Raw genomic sequence first — 20337 nt, 5'->3', positions numbered from 1 at the left:
GTATGGCTGCTGTATTTAAACAGCGGTATGTAAAACAGACGCTTATTATCATTGTTGGTGTATTATTTCTCCTGTCATCTTTTGAATGGACCAGCCAACAAGTAGCTACTATCTCTGATATCGGTACCGACAGAGCGCAACTTCCGGCGCCCGTTGTAAAAAAAATAACAAAAAGTGAAAATGAGCAAAGTATATGTTGCTCAAAACATACCCATTTAACTGAAGAATATCCTGCGTTTCAAAGCAATCTTCATCCCTCCATCATAACTTCAACTTCTCGACTAAATAAGTACCTGATTATACATAGTTTAAGAATTTGATGCCTGCGTTATTTCTTGCGATATTCCTCATTGAAAGTCGAATCTTATATTATTTAATTGCAAATCAAATTTTAAGTGAAAAAACTAATCATAGCATTGTTACTATTACCTTTCTTTTCCAAAGCGCAAAATTCATTGATGGCTGTTATCAGAACTGAAGGGAAACAGGAGACATTAGCGGGCGTTACTATTACATTTAAAAAATTAAAGCTGGCAGGTATTTCAGATAGCACGGGTAAAATGCAATTCAATAACGTACCGGATGGAACATGGGAAGTTGTAATAAGCAGCATTGGTTATAAGGAGCTGGAGATGGAGTTTGTTTTTCCAGTAAAAGCTCCCGGTATTATTCAAATTTTTCTTGAACCATTACCGGGGGAACTGGAGGAAGTAACCGTAAATTCAACCCGTTCCAACAGAAGCATCAGGAATACGCCTACAAGGGTAGAATTTATTGCAGAGGAAGAAGTGCATGAAGAAGCCACCATGCGGCCGGGTGATATCAGAATGTTACTGGCAGAAAGCACGGGCATACAGACACAGCAAACCTCCCCCACAACGGGCAATGCGGGCATTCGCATCCAGGGCATGGATGGCCGCTATACGCAAATCCTTAAAGACGGATTTCCTGTCTTTTCAGGCGCGGCAGGCGGATTGGGATTGCTGCAAACGCCTCCTTTGGATTTACGACAGGTGGAAATAATCAAAGGTTCTTCTTCTACGCTCTATGGAGGTGGGGCAATTGCGGGACTAATCAACCTGATTACTAAAGTACCGGCAGATAAAATGGAACTGAATTTCCACTTCAATGCAACATCCGCAGGCGGACTGGATATAAACAGTTTTTATGGACAACGTTTTAAAAAAGCAGGAGTAACATTTTTTGTTTCAAGGAACACCAATATGGCTTATGACCCGGCCAACATCTCTTTTTCCGCCATTCCTAAATTTGAACGCTATACCCTTAACCCTAAATTATTTTTTTACTTCACCGATAAAACCAAATTCAACTTTGGCGTTAATACCACATTTGAAAATCGTTTGGGTGGAGATATGCAATTGATTGAAGGCAGGGGCGACAGCACGCACAGTTACTTTGAGCGCAATAAAACAAAACGTTTGTCAACTCAGTTTACTTTAGATCACCAGTTCAACGATAAAAGCAGTTTTAAATTAAAGAATAGTGCCGGTTACTTTAACCGTATCATTAACAGCAGGGACTATTCGTTTAACGGTACTCAATACAGCAGTTTCACAGAAGCCACCTTTGTAAACAAGCGGAAGGCAAGCGATTGGGTAGCTGGATTAAATGTATTAACAGATCATTTTAAAGAAAACCAAACAACACCCGGAATTCTTAGAAATTACAATCAAACTACGCTGGGTATTTTTATTCAAAATACCTGGAATACTTACAGTTGGCTTATTGTAGAAACAGGCTTAAGAGGAGATTATGTAAATGATTATGGGGCTGTTTTATTACCAAGGATTTCTGCATTATTTACTATTACACCTCAGTTAACAAGCCGCATTGGTGGAGGGCTGGGTTATAAAACGCCTACTATTTTTACAGAGGAAAGCGAAAAGTTGTTGTACAAAAATGTGATGCCGGTTAATGCTGCTATTAATAAACTGGAAAAAAGCGTTGGCGCAAACTGGGATCTTAATTACAAAACATCCTTTCAAAAAATATCCTTTAGTCTCAACCAATTTTTCTTTTATACCCTCCTGAAAAACCCCTTATTTATCGAAACTGTTGCTGGTGGCTTCTCCCAGCTGCAAAATATTCCGGGGCAAATTGTATCCAGGGGAGCCGAAACAAATATCCGGCTGGGCTACCAGGATCTGGCATTGTACCTGGGGTACACTTATACCAATGCTAAAATTTATAATAATAGTACAATAACGGAAAACCGGCTTACGCCCAAACACCGATTTAATGGGGCTTTGGTGTATGAAATCGAAGATAAATGGAAGTTTGGTTCAGAGTTCTATTATTTCAGCAAACAAAAGTTAAGTGATGGTACCACCGGGAGGGATTACTGGCTTACTGGATTGGTTGTTGAAAAATTATGGAAGCCATTTTCTCTTTTCATCAATTTTGAAAACTTTGGAGACGTAAGGCAAACAAAATTTGAAAGCATTTTCAATGGTACACTTACCAATCCGGTTTTTAAAGATAGCTATGCGCCCCTGGAAGGTTTTGTTGCAAACGGCGGCCTCAAAATCAGGTTGTAGACGGTCAACTAAATGCAATTGAATAGAATTGATCAACCCGGCTAAATGAAAGAAGCCCTTAAATTAATTAAGAGCTTCTTTTTATAAATGATGGGTTATCTCAACACGAAATCAGTTAAAGCAACATAATGCCTGCCGTTGTCTGCATTCTTCCATATTTTATATCCTGTCGGATAGTTTGTTCCGGATGGCGAAAAATGTGTTGGCTGGGGAAAAGATGTACTAAATAAATTACCACTTAACAAAAATGCTCTTGTTATCATGGGCTCCAGGAAGATGACCTGTCCGTTATTTGAACCGTAAATCAATGTATGCGTAAACGGTGTAAATGTGGGCGGAAGTTCAGGCGAAGCAGGATCTAACCAGTGTGTTCCCATTTGTGGTACTGTAGCTCCCTGGATAACATAGGACGCTGGCAGATAGCCTGGGGAAGGCGCAGCAGTGGGCATTCCTGTGATTTGCATTTGCTCCGCGACAGAAATTTTATAAAAGTGCATGTCAAAATGTGGTACATCATAAACTCCGGCAGGCTCATGCCCTGCGGGTTCCCAGTTGACAGTGATGTGATCAAAAGGTGTCACCTCCTTTGCTTTTGGATGCAGTTTTAAATTAAATGTACTGGCTGAAAAATCAAGCGCATCGGTTGGCAGTTTGTCTAATGCCGTTGCAATGAATTCAATTCCCATGGCCAGTGGAACATCACCGGTTCTGCTAATGTTTATCCATGTACGGGCATGCCCGCTGCCCATCTGCACTTCCGCACCATAAAATGTATTGTAGTCATTCGGGATTTCCCGGCTGCTAAGTGTATTGGCAGAGGGCAGTGTTACTTTTTCTGAAGGGTTTAGATCGATTTGTTGTTGTACGCCCGGATCTTTCTTTTCTTTTTGGCAAGCTGTAAAACTCAGAAGAGACAGCATCACCACAAGGCAATGCAAACGGTTTACTTTTTTCATGTTTACTTTTTTGAAGTTAAAAAATTTGACTTGATTTTCTTCGGAATAAAAGTGCAAGAGATTAGATAGGGACGGATAAAAGCTGCTAATTATTGGGAATCGTTAATTATTTATGAATATAAACATAAAATTTTAAGCAGATTCAAATTTTTAGTATCCGGCTTCATTAAACTTGTGGCTGGTTCATTTCACAAAATAACTGTCCTTTGATATGGCTCCATACGTATACTTAGTATAACATTCCGTGTAATATGTAGTTTACTTTTCCAGTTATTTCATCGTTCAGTTGCTATAATTGACAGGTGGCAGGCAGAAACGGACCTGAACTTTCGCTTTTAAAATGGATCTTATAAAAGTCACGCGGCAGGCGCAGGCTGGGAACAATGAGCACCCAATCAATAATTATAAGCTGGTCAATGCAAAGTAATTAGAAAGCTAGCTCCTTATTAATGACTAAAATAAACTATGTTAGTAAGTAGTGCATTTCCGTTTGTTTTTAAAATTTACCTTTACACTGACTTTAGGGGTGCCGTTAAGGCTGAGATTATACCCTGCGAACCTGATGCAGATAATGCTGCCGAAGGGAAAAGTAGAAATATACTTCCACATTCTGCCATTCCTAAAGTTTGTTATTAAATCTATAAAAGGAATGGAAATCACTTTCAACAATCACACACAGCAAATTCAGGAGCGTTCTTCCATTCAAATTATATTAAATGATTTGATTGGCGAAAAGCAAAAAGGTATTGCCGTAGCAGTTAATGAAACCGTTGTTCCAAAAACGCAATGGGATAGTTATGTACTGCAGACTGGTGATAAAGTATTGGTAATAAAAGCAACGCAGGGTGGATAATCCCCTACCCTTAAAGAGCAATCAATAGTATCAGGGTGCTATTGAATAGGCAGCTGCCTTTTGGTCAAAAAAATTAATTCATTTAAAAATACTTGTATGAAAAAACCAGATAATGCACCTGTACAGGAAACCATTTCCTGTACACCGTTTGCAGGTTCAAAAAAAATTTATGTAGCAGGTTCACTGCATAAAAATATTAAAGTGGCTATGAGGGAAATAACCCTTTCTCCCACCAAATTGACCAGTGGAAAAATGGAGGATAATGCCCCCGTGATTGTGTACGATACCAGCGGCCCTTACACAGATGAACAGGCAAGGATTGATATAAAAAAAGGCCTGCCCCGTTTGCGTGAGCAATGGATACTGGACAGACAGGATGTGGAGCAATTGAAAGAAGTATCTTCTACCTATGGCAGGGAACGTAAAGAAGATGCCTCCCTAAATGCACTTCGTTTTGAACACATCAAAGCGCCTTTGCGTGCAAAATCAGGCGGCAATGTTTCCCAGTTGCACTATGCCAAAAAAGGCATCATCACCCCGGAGATGGAATACATTGCCATACGTGAAAACCAGCGCATTGATGGCCTTAAACATAAACTGAACGGGCAGTACGAATTACTGACGCAGCAACATGCTGGTAATAGTTTTGGAGCCAATACCCCCAAAGGCATTATTACGCCTGAGTTTGTTAAGGATGAAGTGGCTGCCTGCCGTGCCATCATTCCTGCTAATATCAATCACCCTGAGCTGGAACCGATGATTATTGGCAGAAATTTTTTGGTAAAAATTAATGCCAACATTGGAAACAGTGCTGTTAGCAGCAGCATTGAAGAAGAAGTGGAAAAAGCAGTGTGGGCCTGCCGTTGGGGCGCTGATAATATCATGGATCTTTCTACCGGTAAAAACATTCACGAAACCAGGGAATGGATCATCCGTAACTCTCCTGTGCCTATTGGAACGGTACCTATTTACCAGGCATTGGAAAAAGTAGATGGCCGTCCGGAAAACCTAACCTGGGAAATTTACCGGGATACATTAATTGAGCAGGCAGAGCAGGGCGTTGATTATTTTACCATTCATGCCGGTGTATTGTTGCGGTACATTCCTATGACTGCAAAGCGTATGACCGGCATTGTTAGCCGTGGCGGTTCCATTATGGCCAAATGGTGCCTGGCACATCATAAAGAGAATTTTCTGTACACCCATTTTGAAGACATATGCCAGATCATGAAGCAGTATGACGTATCATTTTCTCTGGGCGATGGATTGCGCCCGGGAAGTATTGCGGATGCAAATGATGAAGCGCAGTTTGCTGAATTACAAACACAGGGTGAACTTAATAGAATTGCCTGGAAACATGATGTGCAGGTAATGAACGAAGGCCCGGGCCACGTACCCATGCACCTGATAAAAGAGAATATGGAAAAGCAACTGGAATATTGTAAAGAGGCGCCTTTTTATACTTTAGGTCCCTTAACAACCGATATTGCCCCTGGCTACGATCATATCACTTCTGCAATTGGAGCCGCCATGATTGGCTGGTATGGTACTGCAATGCTTTGTTACGTAACACCCAAAGAGCATTTGGGACTGCCCAATAAAAAAGATGTAAAGGATGGGGTAATTACCTACAAGATCGCGGCACATGCGGCCGACCTTGCGAAAGGCCATCCCGGCGCACAATACAGGGATAATGCATTGAGTAAAGCAAGATTTGAATTTCGCTGGGATGACCAGTTTAATTTATCGCTCGACCCAGACACAGCCCGTGAATTTCACGATGAAACGTTGCCGGCGGATGGAGCAAAAATTGCACACTTCTGCAGCATGTGCGGACCAAAATTTTGTTCCATGGAAATAACTCAACAGATACGTGATTTTGCGGAAAAAGGTATGCAGGAAAAAAGTGAAGAATTTATTGATAGCGGAAAAGAAATTTATCAATAAATGTTAGTGCTAATTTCTAATTCAACTGCTGTAGTCGGTGAAACCGATATCATCAATGTATTGTTTGAAGAAGGATTGGAAATATTGCATATGAGAAAACCCGGCGCTACTGTTGATGAGATTAGCAGCTTAATTGAAAAGATAGACTCAAAATATCACCACCAAATTGCCTTGCATCAACATCATGAAATTGCAACTGGGTATGGAATAAAACGGCTACATTTTACAGAAGCGGGCAGAAAACAAATGAGTGAAGAAGCATTGATACGGTTGAAAATGGCAAATCATATTTTATCCACTTCCATTCACCAGGAGGAGGCGTATAAAGATTTGCCGGCTTCTTTTATGTATACTTTTTTCGGTCCGGTGTTCAACAGCATTTCCAAGCAGGAATATACATCATCGATGCCAGCTGATTTCCTATTTCCTGTTAAAAAAAACCTTTCAAAAGTGATTGCCATTGGTGGTATTGATGTAACAAATATTCAGCAAGTAAAGCAGATGCAATTCAATGGTGCAGCGATATTGGGTGCAATCTGGCAAAAGCCCGGAGAAAGTATTCAGCAATTTAAAGCAATACAAAAAGCATGGAAGCAAACAGACCGGTAGTGTTAAGCATAGCGGGGTTTGATCCCTGTGCCGGTGCAGGGATACTGGCAGATATCAAAACATTTGAACAGCACAAAGTATATGGTGTAGGCATTAACACTGCCCGGACTTTACAAACAGAAAATGATTTTATTTCCATCCGTTGGGAGGATGAAAACAGTATTTTACAATCGCTTGAAACCATGCTGTCACAGTACAATGTAAAGGCTTTAAAAATTGGAATTATAGAAAATATAAGCGTATTGAACAGTATTATTTCATATGTCCATCAAAAAGATACTACTATAAAAATTGTGGTGGATACAGTTATAAAATCGAGCAGCGGGTTTAACTTTTGGAATGAGCAAATGCAGGAAGCATCATTGATTGAAATTTTGTCTAAAATATTTTTAATAACACCCAATTACAATGAAGTGTTACAACTGATGCCTTCATCCAATGCAAAAGAATCAGCAAAGAAATTATCCGCTTATTGCAATGTATTATTGAAAGGTGGCCACAACAAAGAAGAATTGGGCATTGATTATTTATACACGCAAAACGATATAGAAAGACTGGAAGGCAATAATGACGAAATGTATGCCAAGCATGGTTCCGGTTGTGTATTGTCCGCAGCCATTACTGCCAACCTTGCCCTGAGTGTTGATTTATTGACTTCCTGTAGCAAAGCAAAAAAATACATTGAACAATTTTTATCAAGTAATAAAACACTATTAGGGTACCACCATGTTTAGCAAACTACAATACATATCACAAGGCACTACCGAAGTTAAACAATTAAATAATATTCAACAGGCGCTGGATGCAGGTTGCAACTGGATACAACTTCGTTTTAAAAACGCCACACCGGCAGCAATAAACGCGTTGGCAGCACAAGTGAAAGAAATTTGCGCTTCCTGTAACGCAACGTTTATCATCAACGACCATCCGCAGATTGCAAAGGAAATATCCGCTGATGGTGTACATCTTGGCTTACAGGATATGCCCGTTACTGATGCAAGGAAAATTACAGGCGATAAAATAATTGGCGGTACTGCCAACACGTTGGACGATGTGTTGAAACGTATTGATGAAGGCTGCAGCTACATTGGACTGGGACCTTTTCGTTTTACAACAACCAAAGAAAAATTAAGCCCGGTATTGGGTTTGGAAGGATATAGTAAAATTATGGAAGGATTGAACCAGCGTCAAATGAAGGTTCCTGTTTATGCCATTGGAGGTATTGTGTTGGAAGACATAGCAGCCATCATGCAAACAGGTGCTTATGGTGTGGCGCTGTCTGGCATCATTACACATCATTCTGATAAAAAATTATTACTGCAACAATTAAACACCCTTTTATATGAAACAGTTAACGATAGCGAATAAGCTATTTCAATCCCGTCTGTTTTTGGGAACCGGAAAATTTGGTTCTTCTTTGCAAATGGAAGAAGCCGTGTTGGCATCCGGATCAGAGATGGTAACGGTAGCATTAAAACGGGTCGACCTGGAAACAGATACTGATTTGTTGCTGACACACCTGCAACATCCCCACATCAATTTATTGCCCAACACTTCCGGTGTTCGTACCGCCAAAGAAGCAGTGCTGGCGGCGCAACTGGCAAGAGAGGCATTGGAAACAAACTGGGTGAAATTAGAAATTCATCCTGATCCAAAATACCTGATGCCCGACGCTATTGAAACATTGAAGGCTACAGAAGAACTGGCAAAGCTTGGGTTTATTGTATTGCCCTACATTCATGCCGACCCTGTTTTATGCAAACGACTGGAAGAAGCAGGCACCGCCGCTGTAATGCCTTTAGGTTCTCCGATAGGAAGCAACAAAGGATTAAAGACATTCGATTTTTTACAAATCATCATCGAGCAAAGCAATGTACCCGTAATTATTGATGCAGGCATTGGTGCTCCTTCTGATGCCGCCGTTGCTATGGAAATGGGTGCCGATGCAGTGTTGGTAAATACAGCCATCGCCATTGCCGGCAATCCTTTACAAATGGCCATTGCCTTTAAACTCGCTGTGGAGGCGGGCCGTATAGCCTTTGAAAGCAGGCTTGGAGCTAAAGTTAATCATGCCATTGCATCAAGCCCGTTAACACAATTTTTACATGAAATGAGCCAATAAACGATAGGTAACTTTTACAGAGACTGTTATCATTTTTAATGGCGAATTACATGTGGCAAAAAACAATTAATAGGAACACATGAAACAGTTTAGAGACATTTACGATCAATATTCCTGGGATGAAGTGAAGGCTTCTATCCTCGCAAAAACTTCCAAAGATGTAGAAGCTGCATTGGCTTCCACCCACAGAACACTGGAAGATTTTAAAGCATTGATTTCACCTGCAGCGACACCTTATGTAGAAGAGATGGCACAGCTAAGTCACCGGATTACACAAAAACGTTTTGGTAAAACCATCCAGCTATTTGCCCCCATGTATTTGAGCAACGAGTGCAATAATATTTGTACCTATTGCGGTTTTAGCCTGGATAATAAAATAAAACGCAAAACATTAACGGCTGCCGAAATTTTACAGGAGATCAACGTTATCAAACAACATGGGTTTAACCATATTTTACTGGTCACCGGCGAGTCGAACCATACCGTGCATGTTGATTACTTTTTGAAAGCCATTGAAATTATTAAACCACATTTTGCAAATATTTCCATTGAAGTGCAACCGTTGTCGCAGGATGAATATGCACAATTGCAGGGTGCCGGTGTATATTCTGTTTTAGTGTACCAGGAAACTTATCACAAAGAAAAATACAAGGACTATCATGTGAAGGGTAAAAAATCAAATTTTTATTACCGCCTTGAAACCCCCGACAGAATTGGGTTGGCAGGTATGCACAAAATTGGACTGGCCGTTTTGTTAGGGTTGGAAGACTGGCGCACCGACTCGTTTTTTTGTGCCTTGCATTTAGATTATTTACAAAAAACATACTGGCAAACAAAATACTCGATTGCATTTCCACGCATACGTCCGGCAGAAGGAGTGGATATTGCTAACTACCATATCAATGATAAAGAACTGGTGCAGTTATTAAGTGCCTACCGGTTATTGAATGAGGATGTAGAGATATCAATATCTACCCGGGAAACTGAAATATTCCGGAATAATATTATGAAACTCGGGACTACTACTATGAGCGCAGGTTCTAAGACAAATCCCGGTGGTTATAGCGTGGATGAAGATTCGTTAGAACAATTTGAAATAAGTGATGAACGTACCCCTGCCGAAGTAGCCGCTGTTATTACAGCAAATGGATACCAACCTGTTTGGAAAGACTGGGATAAAATATTTTAATAATGGCAGATTTCACAATAGAAGAAATAAAAAGGTACAGCAGGCAATTGATGCTGGAGGAGGTTGGCGCTGAAGGGCAAATAAAAATCAAACAGGCAAAGGTGTTGGTAATAGGAGCAGGCGGACTGGGCTGCCCTGTGCTGCAATACCTGGCAGCGGCAGGCGTTGGAACCATTGGTATCATTGACTTTGATAAGGTAGAGATACATAACCTTCATCGCCAGATATTATATACTGCTGAAGATATTGGTAAATACAAAGCGCCAGCAGCAGCACAAAAAATCAATGCTTCCAATCCAAATGTGTCCTGCATTGTTTTTAAAGAACGCTTAGAGGAATCAAATGCAGCAAATATTATTGCACAGTTTGATATTGTAGTGGATGGTTCGGATAATTTTTTGACCCGCTACCTGGTAAACGATGTTTGCTTACAACTGAACAAGCTCCTGGTATATGGAAGCATTTTAAAATTTGAAGGACAGTTGGCGGTGTTTAATTACAAGGATAGTAAAAACTTAAGGGATATTTATCCCGAACCACCCAACCCTGAAGATGTACCAAGCTGCAGTGAAATTGGTGTGCTGGGTTTTGTTCCCGGCATAATTGGTATTTACATGGCTGGCACCACCATTCAAATTATATTAGATAAGTATAGCAATGATGGTTTATTACTTTTTAACTTTCTTGAATTCAGTATGATTAAAATAAATATAGCTGCTTAGATCTATTTGCGGGAGGGGGAAATATTTTATCCGGTACTTATTGTAAAAATAAAAACTGCAATATTGATTTTCAAGGCGTACAATATTTTTTCTTAACGAAGAATATTCACCTGTTCCGCCAGATCATTCAATTCAAATTTTGTTACACAGCCATATTCGCAACTGATCGCGAAAGCATCTTTAAGTCCACTTTGCTGAATATAGGTGGTTGCGGCCCGGATAACCCCTGCATGTGTTATAATTAATGCAGCCGAATGACTTGAATTAATTACAGCTGTAATAAACAGTTTTACTCGCTGATAAAGCTGGTTAAAACTTTCTCCGCCAGGTACAGGTTCATTTACAAAATCATTCATCCATTTACTTAAATGAATTTGATTAATATCATCCCATTTTTTATTTTCCCATTCTCCAAAATTAATCTCTTTCAATAAATGGCTGTAAGCAATATCCAGGGAAGGATATTTCTCCTGCTTAATAAATTCTGCGAGAACACCGCAGCGAATTAAAGGACTGCTGTAAATGGCGTCAATTTTTTCAGGCAATAAACTTGTTATGAGTTTAGCTGACTCTGGAAATCCTGCATCATCAACAACTATATCAGTTTGTCCATAACAAATATCTTTGTCTATTAACGGTTTGGTATGACGTACTAAATAAATTTCCATAATGCCAACAGGGATAAATAAAAAATAATTTCACACAATTGCTGTGTTGCTCCCAGGCAGTCGCCCGTATAACCTCCAATCCATTTTTTAAAATACCAGCCTAAATATATTTTCATTGTATAAACTGGAATGATCAGTAAGAAGACATACACATTTTTAAATAACAACAAAGGAAGGATACCAAAAAGTGAAGCGATTAAAAAATGAGAAACTAAAAATTGTTTAGCGACAGGCTTTGCTTTACTGTCTTCATTCTCTCTTACATACTGGTGGGTAAGTATGAAAGAAGCTGCTGCCCATCTGGATATTGCATGAGCTGCTAGTAAAACAAAAGGTAATTTTGTTCCGGCAAATGAGGACAGCAAATAAAATTTTGTCGACAGCATAAATATCAATCCGATTACGCCATAAGCCCCTACCCTGCTGTCTTTCATGATCAGTAATATTTTTTCCTTTGTCCATCCACCACCAAAGCCATCACATACATCCGCAAAACCATCTTCATGAAAAGCGCCTGTCAATAATACTGAAACTACCATCGAAAGTATAATGGCAACTGAGGGGCTGAATAAATAATTGGCTCCCATAAAAACCAGCGCAGCCAATGTACCAGCTATCCAACCAATTAACGGAAAATATTTAGTGGCTTTGTTTAAATACTGCGCATCATGGTTTACCCAGCGTGGAACGGGGATACGGGTATAAAACATGATAGCAGTTAAAAATATCTGCAATTCTTTTTTCATCAGACTTTATTGGTTACACCAGCGGTTTCAAAACTTGCCATCTCATTTAGAAAATTTACTGCACTCCTGATTAAGGGAATAGCAATTGCCGCCCCTGTACCCTCACCCAAACGCATTCCCAATTGCAACAGCGGTTTTGCCTGCAGGTAATGCAGCATTTTTTCGTGCCCCTGTTCACCACTGGTGTGTGCGAATATGCAATTAGATAAAACTGCATCGTTCATTTTATGTGCAATTAGTAAAGCGGCCGTTGCGATAAAACCATCTACCACTATAATCATTTTCCGCTTTGCAGCTTCAAGGTATGCACCAGTCATCATGGCTATTTCAAAACCACCAATTTTTTGCAAGAGTCCAATAGGGTTATCGCTTAGTGTATGTAGCTGATGAAGCTGAAATACTTTTTCTAAAATTGCTGTTTTTGTTTTTAATTGCTCACTGCTGGCCCCCGTTCCTTTGCCCGTGCATTCTGTTATTGGTACTTTTAGCACGCAGCTCATTATTAAAGCAGCTGAGGAAGTATTGCCAATACCCATTTCACCAAAGCCAATGCTATTGCAACCCGTTGCAACTACTTGCAGCAAAATTTCTTTTCCCTTTTCTATAGCATAAATAGCTTCCCGATCTGTCATGGCATCTTCTTCCATATAATTTTTCGTTCCGTATCCAACTTTTGCATTTATCAAATCTTTATACCTGTCATTATTTTGCCAGTAAGTGCATACGCCCGCATCTACGATTTTAATTTTAATATTGTTTTGGTTACAAAATACATTGATGGCAGCGCCACCATTTAAAAAATTGGTTACCATTTGAGCAGTTACTTCCTGCGGGTAAGGATTAACCAAGCCTGTTTTAGCTATGCCATGGTCCGCCGCAAATACAATAATATGCGGGTTATTAATAACGGGAGAAATGGTGTTTTGTACTTCAGCAACTCTAAATGCTACCTGCTCCAGCAATCCCAGGGAGCCTCTGGGCTTTGTTTTATTATCAATGGCAAATTGTATAGCATCTTTTAGGTCAGTTATTGGTATCGATGCAGTTTCATCCTTGTCTATTTCAATTGGCATGGCGGGTAAGGGATAAAAAGCGGCTATTTCTTTTATTGCAGGCCCGCTATTTTTTTGTTTCCAGTTTTGCTGCTGCAACATCGGTTGGTTATTGTAATCAGTAGCAGGTTTGCCAATACAAAAATAACCAAGTGCCTTTTCATGGGATGGCAAATTAAGTAAACCGGAAAGCCCGTTGTAATCCATAATAGAAACCCAACCAAGCGAATAGCCGTTTTCGGTAAGGGAAAGCCATAAATTCTGTAATGCACAAACACTGCTCCATTCCAGTGTGCTGGCTGTGCCTGTTACACCAATAGCAAAGTCCTTCAATACACTAAAATCAGTCGTCATAATAAGCCCTATTGGAGCTTCCAGTATTCCTTCTAATTTTAATTGTTTGTATTTATTTAATTTTTCATTATCGTCTATTTCCGTAAAATTATCTTGTTGTTTTTTTACAAATAGTTCATAAATCTGCTGCCTTAATTCTTTTTTACGGATGATATAAAACCTCGCAGCTTCTGTCAAACCTACGGATGGCGCCTTGTGTGCGGCTTCCAGTGCGGCCTGTAGAACATGCGCCGGCACTTCCTCATCGGACAGAAAATGCCGGGTATCCCTTCGCTTATCAATTACTTCCTGCAACTGCATATTACGCTTCTTGATTTAATAAATCACAAAACCAAAAACCTTTAGTATCTGTTTCTTTTATAAGTGTGGGGTGATCAGCAAATTTTATTTCTAATGCTTTGTAAGTTTTGGCGCCCGTAACAATATTTATTTTCTTTTTAAAAATGGGCGCTTCAAAACAATAACTATGAAACTCACCGTTTTCACCACAAGGGTCAACAGTTTGCGGAAGGTCATCAATAAAAGATTCATCAATCAGTCTGCCGCACCAGCTTTCATTTAAGTAACCGTCATTGATACAGCAGGTAATTGTTTTAAATCCTTTGCTAATAAAGTCATGTACCATCCATTTGGTATCTGTTTTCCAGATTGGAAAAACGCATTGCATATCTAACGCTGCCATTTTTTGCTCCCGGTATTGCCTCAGGTCTTCTAAAAATATATCACCAAAAATTACATGATGAATATTTTCAGCTCTTGCCTGCAACAGTATTTCCTGCATTTGTTTTTCATATTCGGCATTACTTGCTTCATACACATAAGCTTTCAGCAAAGGGATGCCAATACTGTCAGCCTGGGCTTCTATCAGTTCTTCCTTTACACCATGCATGCTAAGGCGTTTAAAATTTCCATTGATGGTACTTAGCAAATATTTTACATCATACAATCCCTCTTTTAATATTTTGTGCAATGCATAGCTGCTGTCTTTGCCTCCGCTCCAACTGAATATGGCTGGTATTTTATCCATTGTTATTTTCTTTTATTGTAAGAGGTATACCGCTCACCATTAGTATTACTTTAGTTGCTTTTGCTGCTGCATACTGATTGGCCCATCCCTGCAGGTCGGTAAACTTTCTGCCGACTTCCGTTTCAGCATGTACTCCCATTCCGATTTCGTTACTGATGATGATAAAAGTTCCCGGCATTTTATCCAACGCGTTAATTTGTTCTTTAAACAAAATAAGTGAAGCCCCGATGTCATTTTTACAGTCAATAAAAAAATTGGTGAGCCAGAGTGTTACACAATCAATAACGCAAACTTTGTTTTGGATGGGGAGCTGGCCTACATTTCTTTGTTCTTCATAATTTGTCCATCGTTCATCTCTTTCATTTTGGTGCCGTTTCACCCGCATTTCAAAATCATCATCCCATACTTTTGCGGTAGCAACATACACGGGGTTATCACTAAGCGACAACGCCATTTGCTGTGCATAGCTGCTTTTACCACTCCTCGCACCACCTGTTACAAATGTTATCATAGCGTATCTTTTTTAAATCCGTAAGGACAATGCCTGCATCCGTTGTTACAACAATAGCCCCTTTTTAAATGATACCAGGCAGTGAATACAGAGAACGTCTTTTCCAAATAAAAATCAATACCCTCAATAAAATAATTTGTTTTAGGTAAATCTTTCGCAATGTTATTATTCAGCGCTTTTTCTGTTGTCATTTCTGCCACATAATTATTCACCTTTTCGAGTGTAGCATTGTGCAAACAGTCTTTACACATACAGTTGATAAGCGGATCAGGTTTGAATAATGGCGGATAATTATTGCACCAGCAGTGACCATTGGCTTCCGTTGCTCCGCATTGAAACACGGTGTTGCACCTGCTGCATGTTTTATTGGTTATCATTACGCTTAACTGGCAAAGGAATATTGTGTAAAAAATTGTTGCGCTTTATCTTCCAAATGCTTCGGTACCGAAAACAAAGACGGGTGAAACAATGCGGCCAGTAATTCTACCCCATCCACCAGTGTGGAAGCTGATGGTTGCGTGAATAAGTCAAAGTCAGCCAGGTACACCTGTTTTGTTTTTACTGCTTCAATGGTATCCCAATTATCTTTTTGGGTAAGCAGGTGCATTTCTTCTTTCGCTCTTTCAATATGGAAACCGCATGGCGCAATTACCAGTATTTCAGGATTGTATTGTACAATTTTTTCCCATGGCGTTACAATGCTGTAGCCTGCAGGATTACTAAGCATATCTATACCGCCTGCCTGTGCTATTTGAAATGGTATCCAGTGACCGCAATTATAAATGGGTTCAATCCATTCCATCAGCATTACTCTTTTGAGTGGCATTTGATGAAGGCGGAGTGTATTTAAAATAGCTGCCGTTCTTTTTTGTAAAGCAGCTAAATAGGTATAGGCTGCCGCTTCATGCCCTAGCGCAGTAGCGATGATTACGGCTGTTTGGTATACGTCTTGTAAATTACCTGGCGTAAGCGGAATAATCTGTGGCTGCCTTTTTAATTTAGCCACGGCTGCTGTGGTACATTTTGTGTCTATCTGGCAAACCTCGCAGGTATCTTGTGTAAAAATAATATCGGGTTGTATTTGCTCCAGTAATGCTTCATCCACATAATACAAACTCTTACCTTGCGCTTTGCTGGCAGTAAATATTTTATCAATTTCCGCACTGCTGTAGTTTTTCCCTTCCATTACACAGCGTACCACTTTTTGTTTTTCTGTTAATGCTGTCGATGGGCATTCAAATGTAACACCCTGCAGCAAATGCTGCAAGCCCATATCGTATATCATTTGGGTGGCAGCGGGAAGAAAGGAACAAGCAATCATATCCCCATCCCCAGAAAGGGATTCATTAAGATTGTTTACAGTCGGTTGCATATCTTAAATTATATGAAATAAAACTTTTATTGCCTTCCTGCTCAGAAAGAACAGAACATACCAGAGCATATCGTTAGGCGGCACCATGCTTAATAGCAGCGAACGGTCTGACTCAAAAAAACTATACTGCATTTAACTGCAACGAAGTATTTTTCACTTTCATCCACTCAAATGCACCGAACATAATACCACTATATACCAATGTGCCTGCCAGAAAATTTCTCATAAAAGGGAACCCCTGGATGTAACACTGCTGAAGCCCCGCCCAATCTCTGCTTAGCGGCAGCATGGTTCTTAAATCTGTTCCACCACCGCCCCAGACTGTAAAGTCGGCAAGAAGCCAATGGGTAAGCGAAGCGGTTACCGCTGCAAGCAGTACATTTTTTACAGTTACTTTTTTTATCAGCCATTTGCCAATAAAGGTGATGAATATAAAGATGCCATAAATCCAGTACCATCCGCTGTACATAATGCCGTATTTGCCGTTGAATATAAATGCCTGGATCATTAAATCGCTTGCAAAAAGTGTAAGTAACGGAAACAATATGGCTTTCCATTGTTTGGTAAAATAAGTACCGCCAAACAAACCCATTGCACCGATCGGCGTAAAGTTTGCCCACGGTGTAAGCTGTGCCGCGTTTGGAATACGCATGGCTGCCACTGCAAGCATAAATATTGCAAGCACTGCAAAACGGGGATTGATTTTTTCTGTTGTCATAATGAGCGTTTTTAAAATGAAGCAGACAGCAGTTAGCCACCTGCTGTAAATATTATAAAGAAAAACTTAAGCCTGTCATTACATTAAACTTTTTGCTATTGTACCCAACTACGTCAAAATATTGCTGATTGGTAATATTTCGAAGGTCAGCAAATACCGTGAACTGTTTTGTAAATTGATAACCCAAATAACAATCAATGGTATAATACTGTGGCATTTGTGCCGGCCCTAAATCATATTCTCCTTTTAATCTTGTACCTATAAAACGGAAAGAAGGCATTAATGTAAAGCCTTTTGTGGGTTGTAGTGTAAGCAAACTATTCATGGTAAAATTGGGGCGGCGGTAAAGGTTCTTTACTTTCACAGCATTGTTCATTCCCTCACCATCTACATAAGTAAAATTATTTGTCCAGTTCCCCTTTTTGCCAATGGCAATGCTACTTTCCAGTTCAAACCCGTAATCATGCTGTTCATCACGATTAATGTATAGACTTGCATAAGTTGCTGGGTCGGTATAAAAAATAATCAGGTCTTTAATATCCCTTTTAAACCCAACGATCCTGAAAGAGTTTCTTTTATTGTTACTGAATGTTTGCACACCCATCTCGTAGTTGTTACTTGTTTCGGGTTTTAAATCCTTGTTGCCATACTCACTGTATAATTGATAAAGCGATGGAATTTTATAGGCGGAAGAAATATTTATAAACAGTTTTGTGTTGTCATCAATATTGTAAGAAGGATTGAATGTATAGGTTGTATTGTTTCCATAGATGTCATGGTGATTGTAACGAAAACCTGCTTCCAGATTAAAGCCGCTAACATCCGTTAATACTAAAGAATTGTAAGCAGAAAAAGTGTTTGTTTTAGTGCTGTCTCCCAGTGCTGTTTTATACACGCCATAATCGCTGATACTTAAATAATCCTGCCTGGTTTTCTGGCTGATGTATTGCACACCCGACACCAGGGACAGTTTTTTAGCCAATGTGATGTTGTCAAATAATTCAGTAATGTTGGAATTGCCATTAAAATGACCTTTTGAATATTTAGCGAAACCGCCGACACTGGCGCTGTCGTCTGTATAAACCCTTTGCGCTTTTACAAAGCTTTGCGATAAATGTAGCTGCAGTTTTGAAACAGTGTATGCCAGCTCCAGGTTGCTGATGCTATTTTTATTATCAAACACATCATCTTTGTCATCCTGAAACGGGCCGGCATCAATGCTGGCTTTATATTTTGTAAAACTATAGTATCCTTTTGCTGAAAGACGGTTATTTATTTTATAGCCAAGGTTGGCTTGTATGTTATGCTGGGCAAATTTATCTTTTTCAAAATCTTTCGTTCCCGTGCTGTCATAAGCCGAAGAGAAGCCTTTGCTGTTGGTAAAATTATATCCCAAATTGTAGCTGAATTTTTCAATGGTACCACCAATACCTGCATTACCACGAATCGTATTGTAACTACCATAACCAAGCATTGCTGAAGGTGAGATTTTATTTTTACCTCCCTTCTTAGTGATGATATTAATGACACCTGCTACAGCATCGCTTCCCCACAAGGTACTTTGAGCGCCCTTTAAAACTTCAATGCGTTCTACCTCGTCAACAGCAATATTATTTAAATCGAAACTGTTGTCTATTTGTGACGGATCTCCAACAGGTACACCATCTATTAATATCAACGTGTTGCCCGTACCTGCCCCACGGAAATAGACATCCTGGTTGGTACCTAAATTATTATTTGCACCATTGATGAAAACACCTGTTTGGTAGTTGATAATTTCAGTAATTGTTTTACCGGCATTGCGTTGCAATGTGGCCTGGTCAATGACTGTTACTACTTTGCCTGTAGTATGTTGCTTTTGCTGAAATTTGGTGGCGGTTACGATTAGCTCATCCAATTGTTTGGTGGAGGTAGAATCCTGCGCCTGTAGTTGACTGCTGATGATGACAGCAGCCATAACTAAAAATTTTCTTTTCATTTTACAGAAAATGTTTTTGTTGTGACTGCTTCCGGTAAATAAAAAAGATAGAAATATAAATGCCCCACGGCTATTACATCTCCTGCCTTTCACCCGAAAGCTGAATGATTGTTAATTTAACCGGCAGGTCTTCTGACTTACTCCATTGTTCAAAGCCTTCCCGTCTTTTTCGGACAGTGGCGTGAAGATTGAACAACCTTTTAAGGAGCTTACAGCTACGGGGATAGCTCCGGATTTACACCGGATTCCCTTTTAATCCTTTGCATTGTGAATGCATCGGAACCAATTAGCAGCAAAAGTAGCCTTTGGTAATGAATTTGCAAATTGATTTATTGCAACGTGCAAAAACCGATTTCAGCAAGTAACCTCAAACTTATCTTGCGTTATTCAGTTTAAGAACTAAAACCATTTTCACCTTTATCAAAGCCAATAAGGCCGTCTGTAAACTATTTGCTATAAAGAAAATGAACTGAAGCAACTTGGCCGTCAGGGTATTATTGGATACTCGTTGAACTTTCATCTCTGATTTTCCATAATGAAACAGTCAACCATATGCTGCACTACCATGATTAATATAGCAGCACGAAAGAAAGCTGAACAGGGTGTTTACCTGCTAATAGATAACATCCTCAAATCTTTTATTTTGGTCCATCTAATTCTCAACATAGTTTCTTTTAATAAACAATTCAAAAACTTACACAAAAAATATCTTCACTGGCACCGCGGTCAATAAGGATTCTGAGCAGTGGAATTTGTTGTTCTTCAAGAAAGGTAACAACCGGTCGTTGAGCACGTCTGCTGAGGTGATGGCATGCTTGATTTTGGTAAAATTTGGCAAAGCAATACGGCTACACGTATCAATAAACGTCTGCTGCTAGATACGGCCAACTCCTTTGATATTGCCCAGCAGTAAATGTCTTGTGAACCAGGATAACCTGGATTTCCGGTTTCTCTT

Annotated in this window: 19 protein-coding genes and 2 riboswitches; of the genes, 9 read left to right on the top strand and 10 right to left on the bottom strand. The window is 39.7% G+C overall.

Annotation, left to right across the window (positions count from 1 at the left end):
• Positions 1 to 395 precede the first annotated feature (395 nt).
• Positions 396 to 2558, top strand: coding sequence for a TonB-dependent receptor plug domain-containing protein (locus JWR61_RS27010; RefSeq protein WP_301930758.1), 2163 nt, complete (start codon positions 396 to 398; stop codon positions 2556 to 2558).
• Positions 2559 to 2653: 95 nt separating this feature from the next.
• Here the strand turns inward: JWR61_RS27010 and JWR61_RS27005 are convergent, their stop codons facing one another.
• Positions 2654 to 3514, bottom strand: coding sequence for a DUF5602 domain-containing protein (locus tag JWR61_RS27005; RefSeq protein WP_301930757.1), 861 nt, complete (start codon positions 3512 to 3514; stop codon positions 2654 to 2656).
• 512 nt (positions 3515 to 4026) lie between these two features.
• A riboswitch (TPP riboswitch) is annotated at positions 4027 to 4117 on the top strand.
• 46 nt (positions 4118 to 4163) lie between these two features.
• Between JWR61_RS27005 and thiS the strand changes: the two genes are divergently transcribed.
• The 8 genes from thiS (at position 4164) to JWR61_RS26965 (ending at position 10956) form a co-directional block, all read left to right on the top strand.
• Positions 4164 to 4367 (top strand): sulfur carrier protein ThiS, encoded by a 204-nt coding sequence (gene thiS, locus JWR61_RS27000; protein WP_301930756.1) that lies wholly within the window; start codon positions 4164 to 4166, stop codon positions 4365 to 4367.
• A 96-nt stretch (positions 4368 to 4463) separates the two neighbouring features.
• On the top strand, positions 4464 to 6314 hold the full coding sequence (gene thiC, locus JWR61_RS26995; protein ID WP_301930755.1) for a phosphomethylpyrimidine synthase ThiC: 1851 nt from the start codon (positions 4464 to 4466) through the stop codon (positions 6312 to 6314).
• Positions 6315 to 6923, top strand: coding sequence for a thiamine phosphate synthase (locus JWR61_RS26990; protein WP_301930754.1), 609 nt, complete (start codon positions 6315 to 6317; stop codon positions 6921 to 6923).
• Positions 6902 to 7657, top strand: a complete 756-nt coding sequence (locus JWR61_RS26985; RefSeq protein WP_301930753.1) for a hydroxymethylpyrimidine/phosphomethylpyrimidine kinase — start codon at positions 6902 to 6904, stop codon at positions 7655 to 7657. Before JWR61_RS26990 ends, JWR61_RS26985 begins: the two co-directional genes overlap by 22 nt.
• A complete protein-coding gene (locus tag JWR61_RS26980; protein ID WP_301930752.1) occupies positions 7650 to 8291 on the top strand; it encodes a thiamine phosphate synthase in 642 nt (213 codons plus the stop codon). The genes JWR61_RS26985 and JWR61_RS26980 overlap by 8 nt, the downstream gene beginning before the upstream one ends.
• Complete coding sequence (locus JWR61_RS26975; RefSeq protein WP_301930751.1) at positions 8266 to 9045, top strand: thiazole synthase; 780 nt, start codon at positions 8266 to 8268, stop codon at positions 9043 to 9045. Before JWR61_RS26980 ends, JWR61_RS26975 begins: the two co-directional genes overlap by 26 nt.
• Before the next feature lie 79 nt (positions 9046 to 9124).
• Positions 9125 to 10234 (top strand): 2-iminoacetate synthase ThiH, encoded by a 1110-nt coding sequence (gene thiH, locus JWR61_RS26970; RefSeq protein ID WP_301930750.1) that lies wholly within the window; start codon positions 9125 to 9127, stop codon positions 10232 to 10234.
• Positions 10235 to 10236: 2 nt separating this feature from the next.
• Positions 10237 to 10956, top strand: a complete 720-nt coding sequence (locus JWR61_RS26965) for a HesA/MoeB/ThiF family protein (RefSeq protein ID WP_301930749.1) — start codon at positions 10237 to 10239, stop codon at positions 10954 to 10956.
• 92 nt (positions 10957 to 11048) lie between these two features.
• Here JWR61_RS26965 and cobC read toward each other — a convergent pair whose 3' ends face one another.
• From cobC to JWR61_RS26920, 9 genes are all read right to left on the bottom strand, one after another.
• On the bottom strand, positions 11049 to 11624 hold the full coding sequence (cobC, locus tag JWR61_RS26960) for an alpha-ribazole phosphatase (protein ID WP_301930748.1): 576 nt from the start codon (positions 11622 to 11624) through the stop codon (positions 11049 to 11051).
• A complete protein-coding gene (locus JWR61_RS26955) occupies positions 11609 to 12370 on the bottom strand; it encodes an adenosylcobinamide-GDP ribazoletransferase (protein WP_301930747.1) in 762 nt (253 codons plus the stop codon). The genes cobC and JWR61_RS26955 overlap by 16 nt, the downstream gene beginning before the upstream one ends.
• Positions 12370 to 14076, bottom strand: coding sequence for a nicotinate-nucleotide--dimethylbenzimidazole phosphoribosyltransferase (gene cobT, locus JWR61_RS26950; protein WP_301930746.1), 1707 nt, complete (start codon positions 14074 to 14076; stop codon positions 12370 to 12372). Before cobT ends, JWR61_RS26955 begins: the two co-directional genes overlap by 1 nt.
• Before the next feature lies 1 nt (position 14077).
• Positions 14078 to 14803: a diphthine--ammonia ligase gene (locus tag JWR61_RS26945; protein WP_301930745.1), complete on the bottom strand. Its 726-nt coding sequence runs from the start codon at positions 14801 to 14803 to the stop codon at positions 14078 to 14080.
• Complete coding sequence (locus tag JWR61_RS26940) at positions 14796 to 15314, bottom strand: bifunctional adenosylcobinamide kinase/adenosylcobinamide-phosphate guanylyltransferase (protein ID WP_301930744.1); 519 nt, start codon at positions 15312 to 15314, stop codon at positions 14796 to 14798. Before JWR61_RS26940 ends, JWR61_RS26945 begins: the two co-directional genes overlap by 8 nt.
• Positions 15311 to 15565: a DUF5522 domain-containing protein gene (locus JWR61_RS26935; RefSeq protein ID WP_301930743.1), complete on the bottom strand. Its 255-nt coding sequence runs from the start codon at positions 15563 to 15565 to the stop codon at positions 15311 to 15313. The genes JWR61_RS26940 and JWR61_RS26935 overlap by 4 nt, the downstream gene beginning before the upstream one ends.
• Positions 15566 to 15696: 131 nt before the next feature.
• Positions 15697 to 16686, bottom strand: coding sequence for an ABC transporter substrate-binding protein (locus JWR61_RS26930; RefSeq protein WP_301930742.1), 990 nt, complete (start codon positions 16684 to 16686; stop codon positions 15697 to 15699).
• 121 nt (positions 16687 to 16807) lie between these two features.
• Complete coding sequence (locus JWR61_RS26925; RefSeq protein ID WP_301930741.1) at positions 16808 to 17404, bottom strand: DUF6580 family putative transport protein; 597 nt, start codon at positions 17402 to 17404, stop codon at positions 16808 to 16810.
• Between the two features lie 52 nt (positions 17405 to 17456).
• On the bottom strand, positions 17457 to 19382 hold the full coding sequence (locus JWR61_RS26920; protein ID WP_301930740.1) for a TonB-dependent siderophore receptor: 1926 nt from the start codon (positions 19380 to 19382) through the stop codon (positions 17457 to 17459).
• A gap of 104 nt (positions 19383 to 19486) precedes the next feature.
• Positions 19487 to 19684, bottom strand: a riboswitch (cobalamin riboswitch).
• Between the last annotated feature and the right edge of the window lie 653 nt (positions 19685 to 20337).

The organism is Ferruginibacter sp. (genome assembly GCF_028288465.1).
Lineage (GTDB): Bacteria > Bacteroidota > Bacteroidia > Chitinophagales > Chitinophagaceae > Ferruginibacter.
The sequence above is the reverse complement of the archived record's forward strand: the minus strand, read 5'-3'. Positions and strand labels throughout refer to the sequence as shown.

Coding starts and splice junctions, on each gene's coding strand:
- JWR61_RS27005 (WP_301930757.1), bottom strand. CDS start 3,514: ATGAAAAAAGTAAACCGTTTGCATTGCCTTGTGGTGATGCTGTCTCTT.
- thiS (WP_301930756.1), top strand. CDS start 4,164: ATGGAAATCACTTTCAACAATCACACACAGCAAATTCAGGAGCGTTCT.
- thiC (WP_301930755.1), top strand. CDS start 4,464: ATGAAAAAACCAGATAATGCACCTGTACAGGAAACCATTTCCTGTACA.
- JWR61_RS26990 (WP_301930754.1), top strand. CDS start 6,315: ATGTTAGTGCTAATTTCTAATTCAACTGCTGTAGTCGGTGAAACCGAT.
- JWR61_RS26985 (WP_301930753.1), top strand. CDS start 6,902: ATGGAAGCAAACAGACCGGTAGTGTTAAGCATAGCGGGGTTTGATCCC.
- JWR61_RS26980 (WP_301930752.1), top strand. CDS start 7,650: ATGTTTAGCAAACTACAATACATATCACAAGGCACTACCGAAGTTAAA.
- JWR61_RS26975 (WP_301930751.1), top strand. CDS start 8,266: ATGAAACAGTTAACGATAGCGAATAAGCTATTTCAATCCCGTCTGTTT.
- thiH (WP_301930750.1), top strand. CDS start 9,125: ATGAAACAGTTTAGAGACATTTACGATCAATATTCCTGGGATGAAGTG.
- JWR61_RS26965 (WP_301930749.1), top strand. CDS start 10,237: ATGGCAGATTTCACAATAGAAGAAATAAAAAGGTACAGCAGGCAATTG.
- cobC (WP_301930748.1), bottom strand. CDS start 11,624: ATGGAAATTTATTTAGTACGTCATACCAAACCGTTAATAGACAAAGAT.
- JWR61_RS26955 (WP_301930747.1), bottom strand. CDS start 12,370: ATGAAAAAAGAATTGCAGATATTTTTAACTGCTATCATGTTTTATACC.
- cobT (WP_301930746.1), bottom strand. CDS start 14,076: ATGCAGTTGCAGGAAGTAATTGATAAGCGAAGGGATACCCGGCATTTT.
- JWR61_RS26945 (WP_301930745.1), bottom strand. CDS start 14,803: ATGGATAAAATACCAGCCATATTCAGTTGGAGCGGAGGCAAAGACAGC.
- JWR61_RS26940 (WP_301930744.1), bottom strand. CDS start 15,314: ATGATAACATTTGTAACAGGTGGTGCGAGGAGTGGTAAAAGCAGCTAT.
- JWR61_RS26935 (WP_301930743.1), bottom strand. CDS start 15,565: ATGTGTAAAGACTGTTTGCACAATGCTACACTCGAAAAGGTGAATAAT.
- JWR61_RS26930 (WP_301930742.1), bottom strand. CDS start 16,686: ATGCAACCGACTGTAAACAATCTTAATGAATCCCTTTCTGGGGATGGG.
- JWR61_RS26925 (WP_301930741.1), bottom strand. CDS start 17,404: ATGACAACAGAAAAAATCAATCCCCGTTTTGCAGTGCTTGCAATATTT.
- JWR61_RS26920 (WP_301930740.1), bottom strand. CDS start 19,382: ATGAAAAGAAAATTTTTAGTTATGGCTGCTGTCATCATCAGCAGTCAA.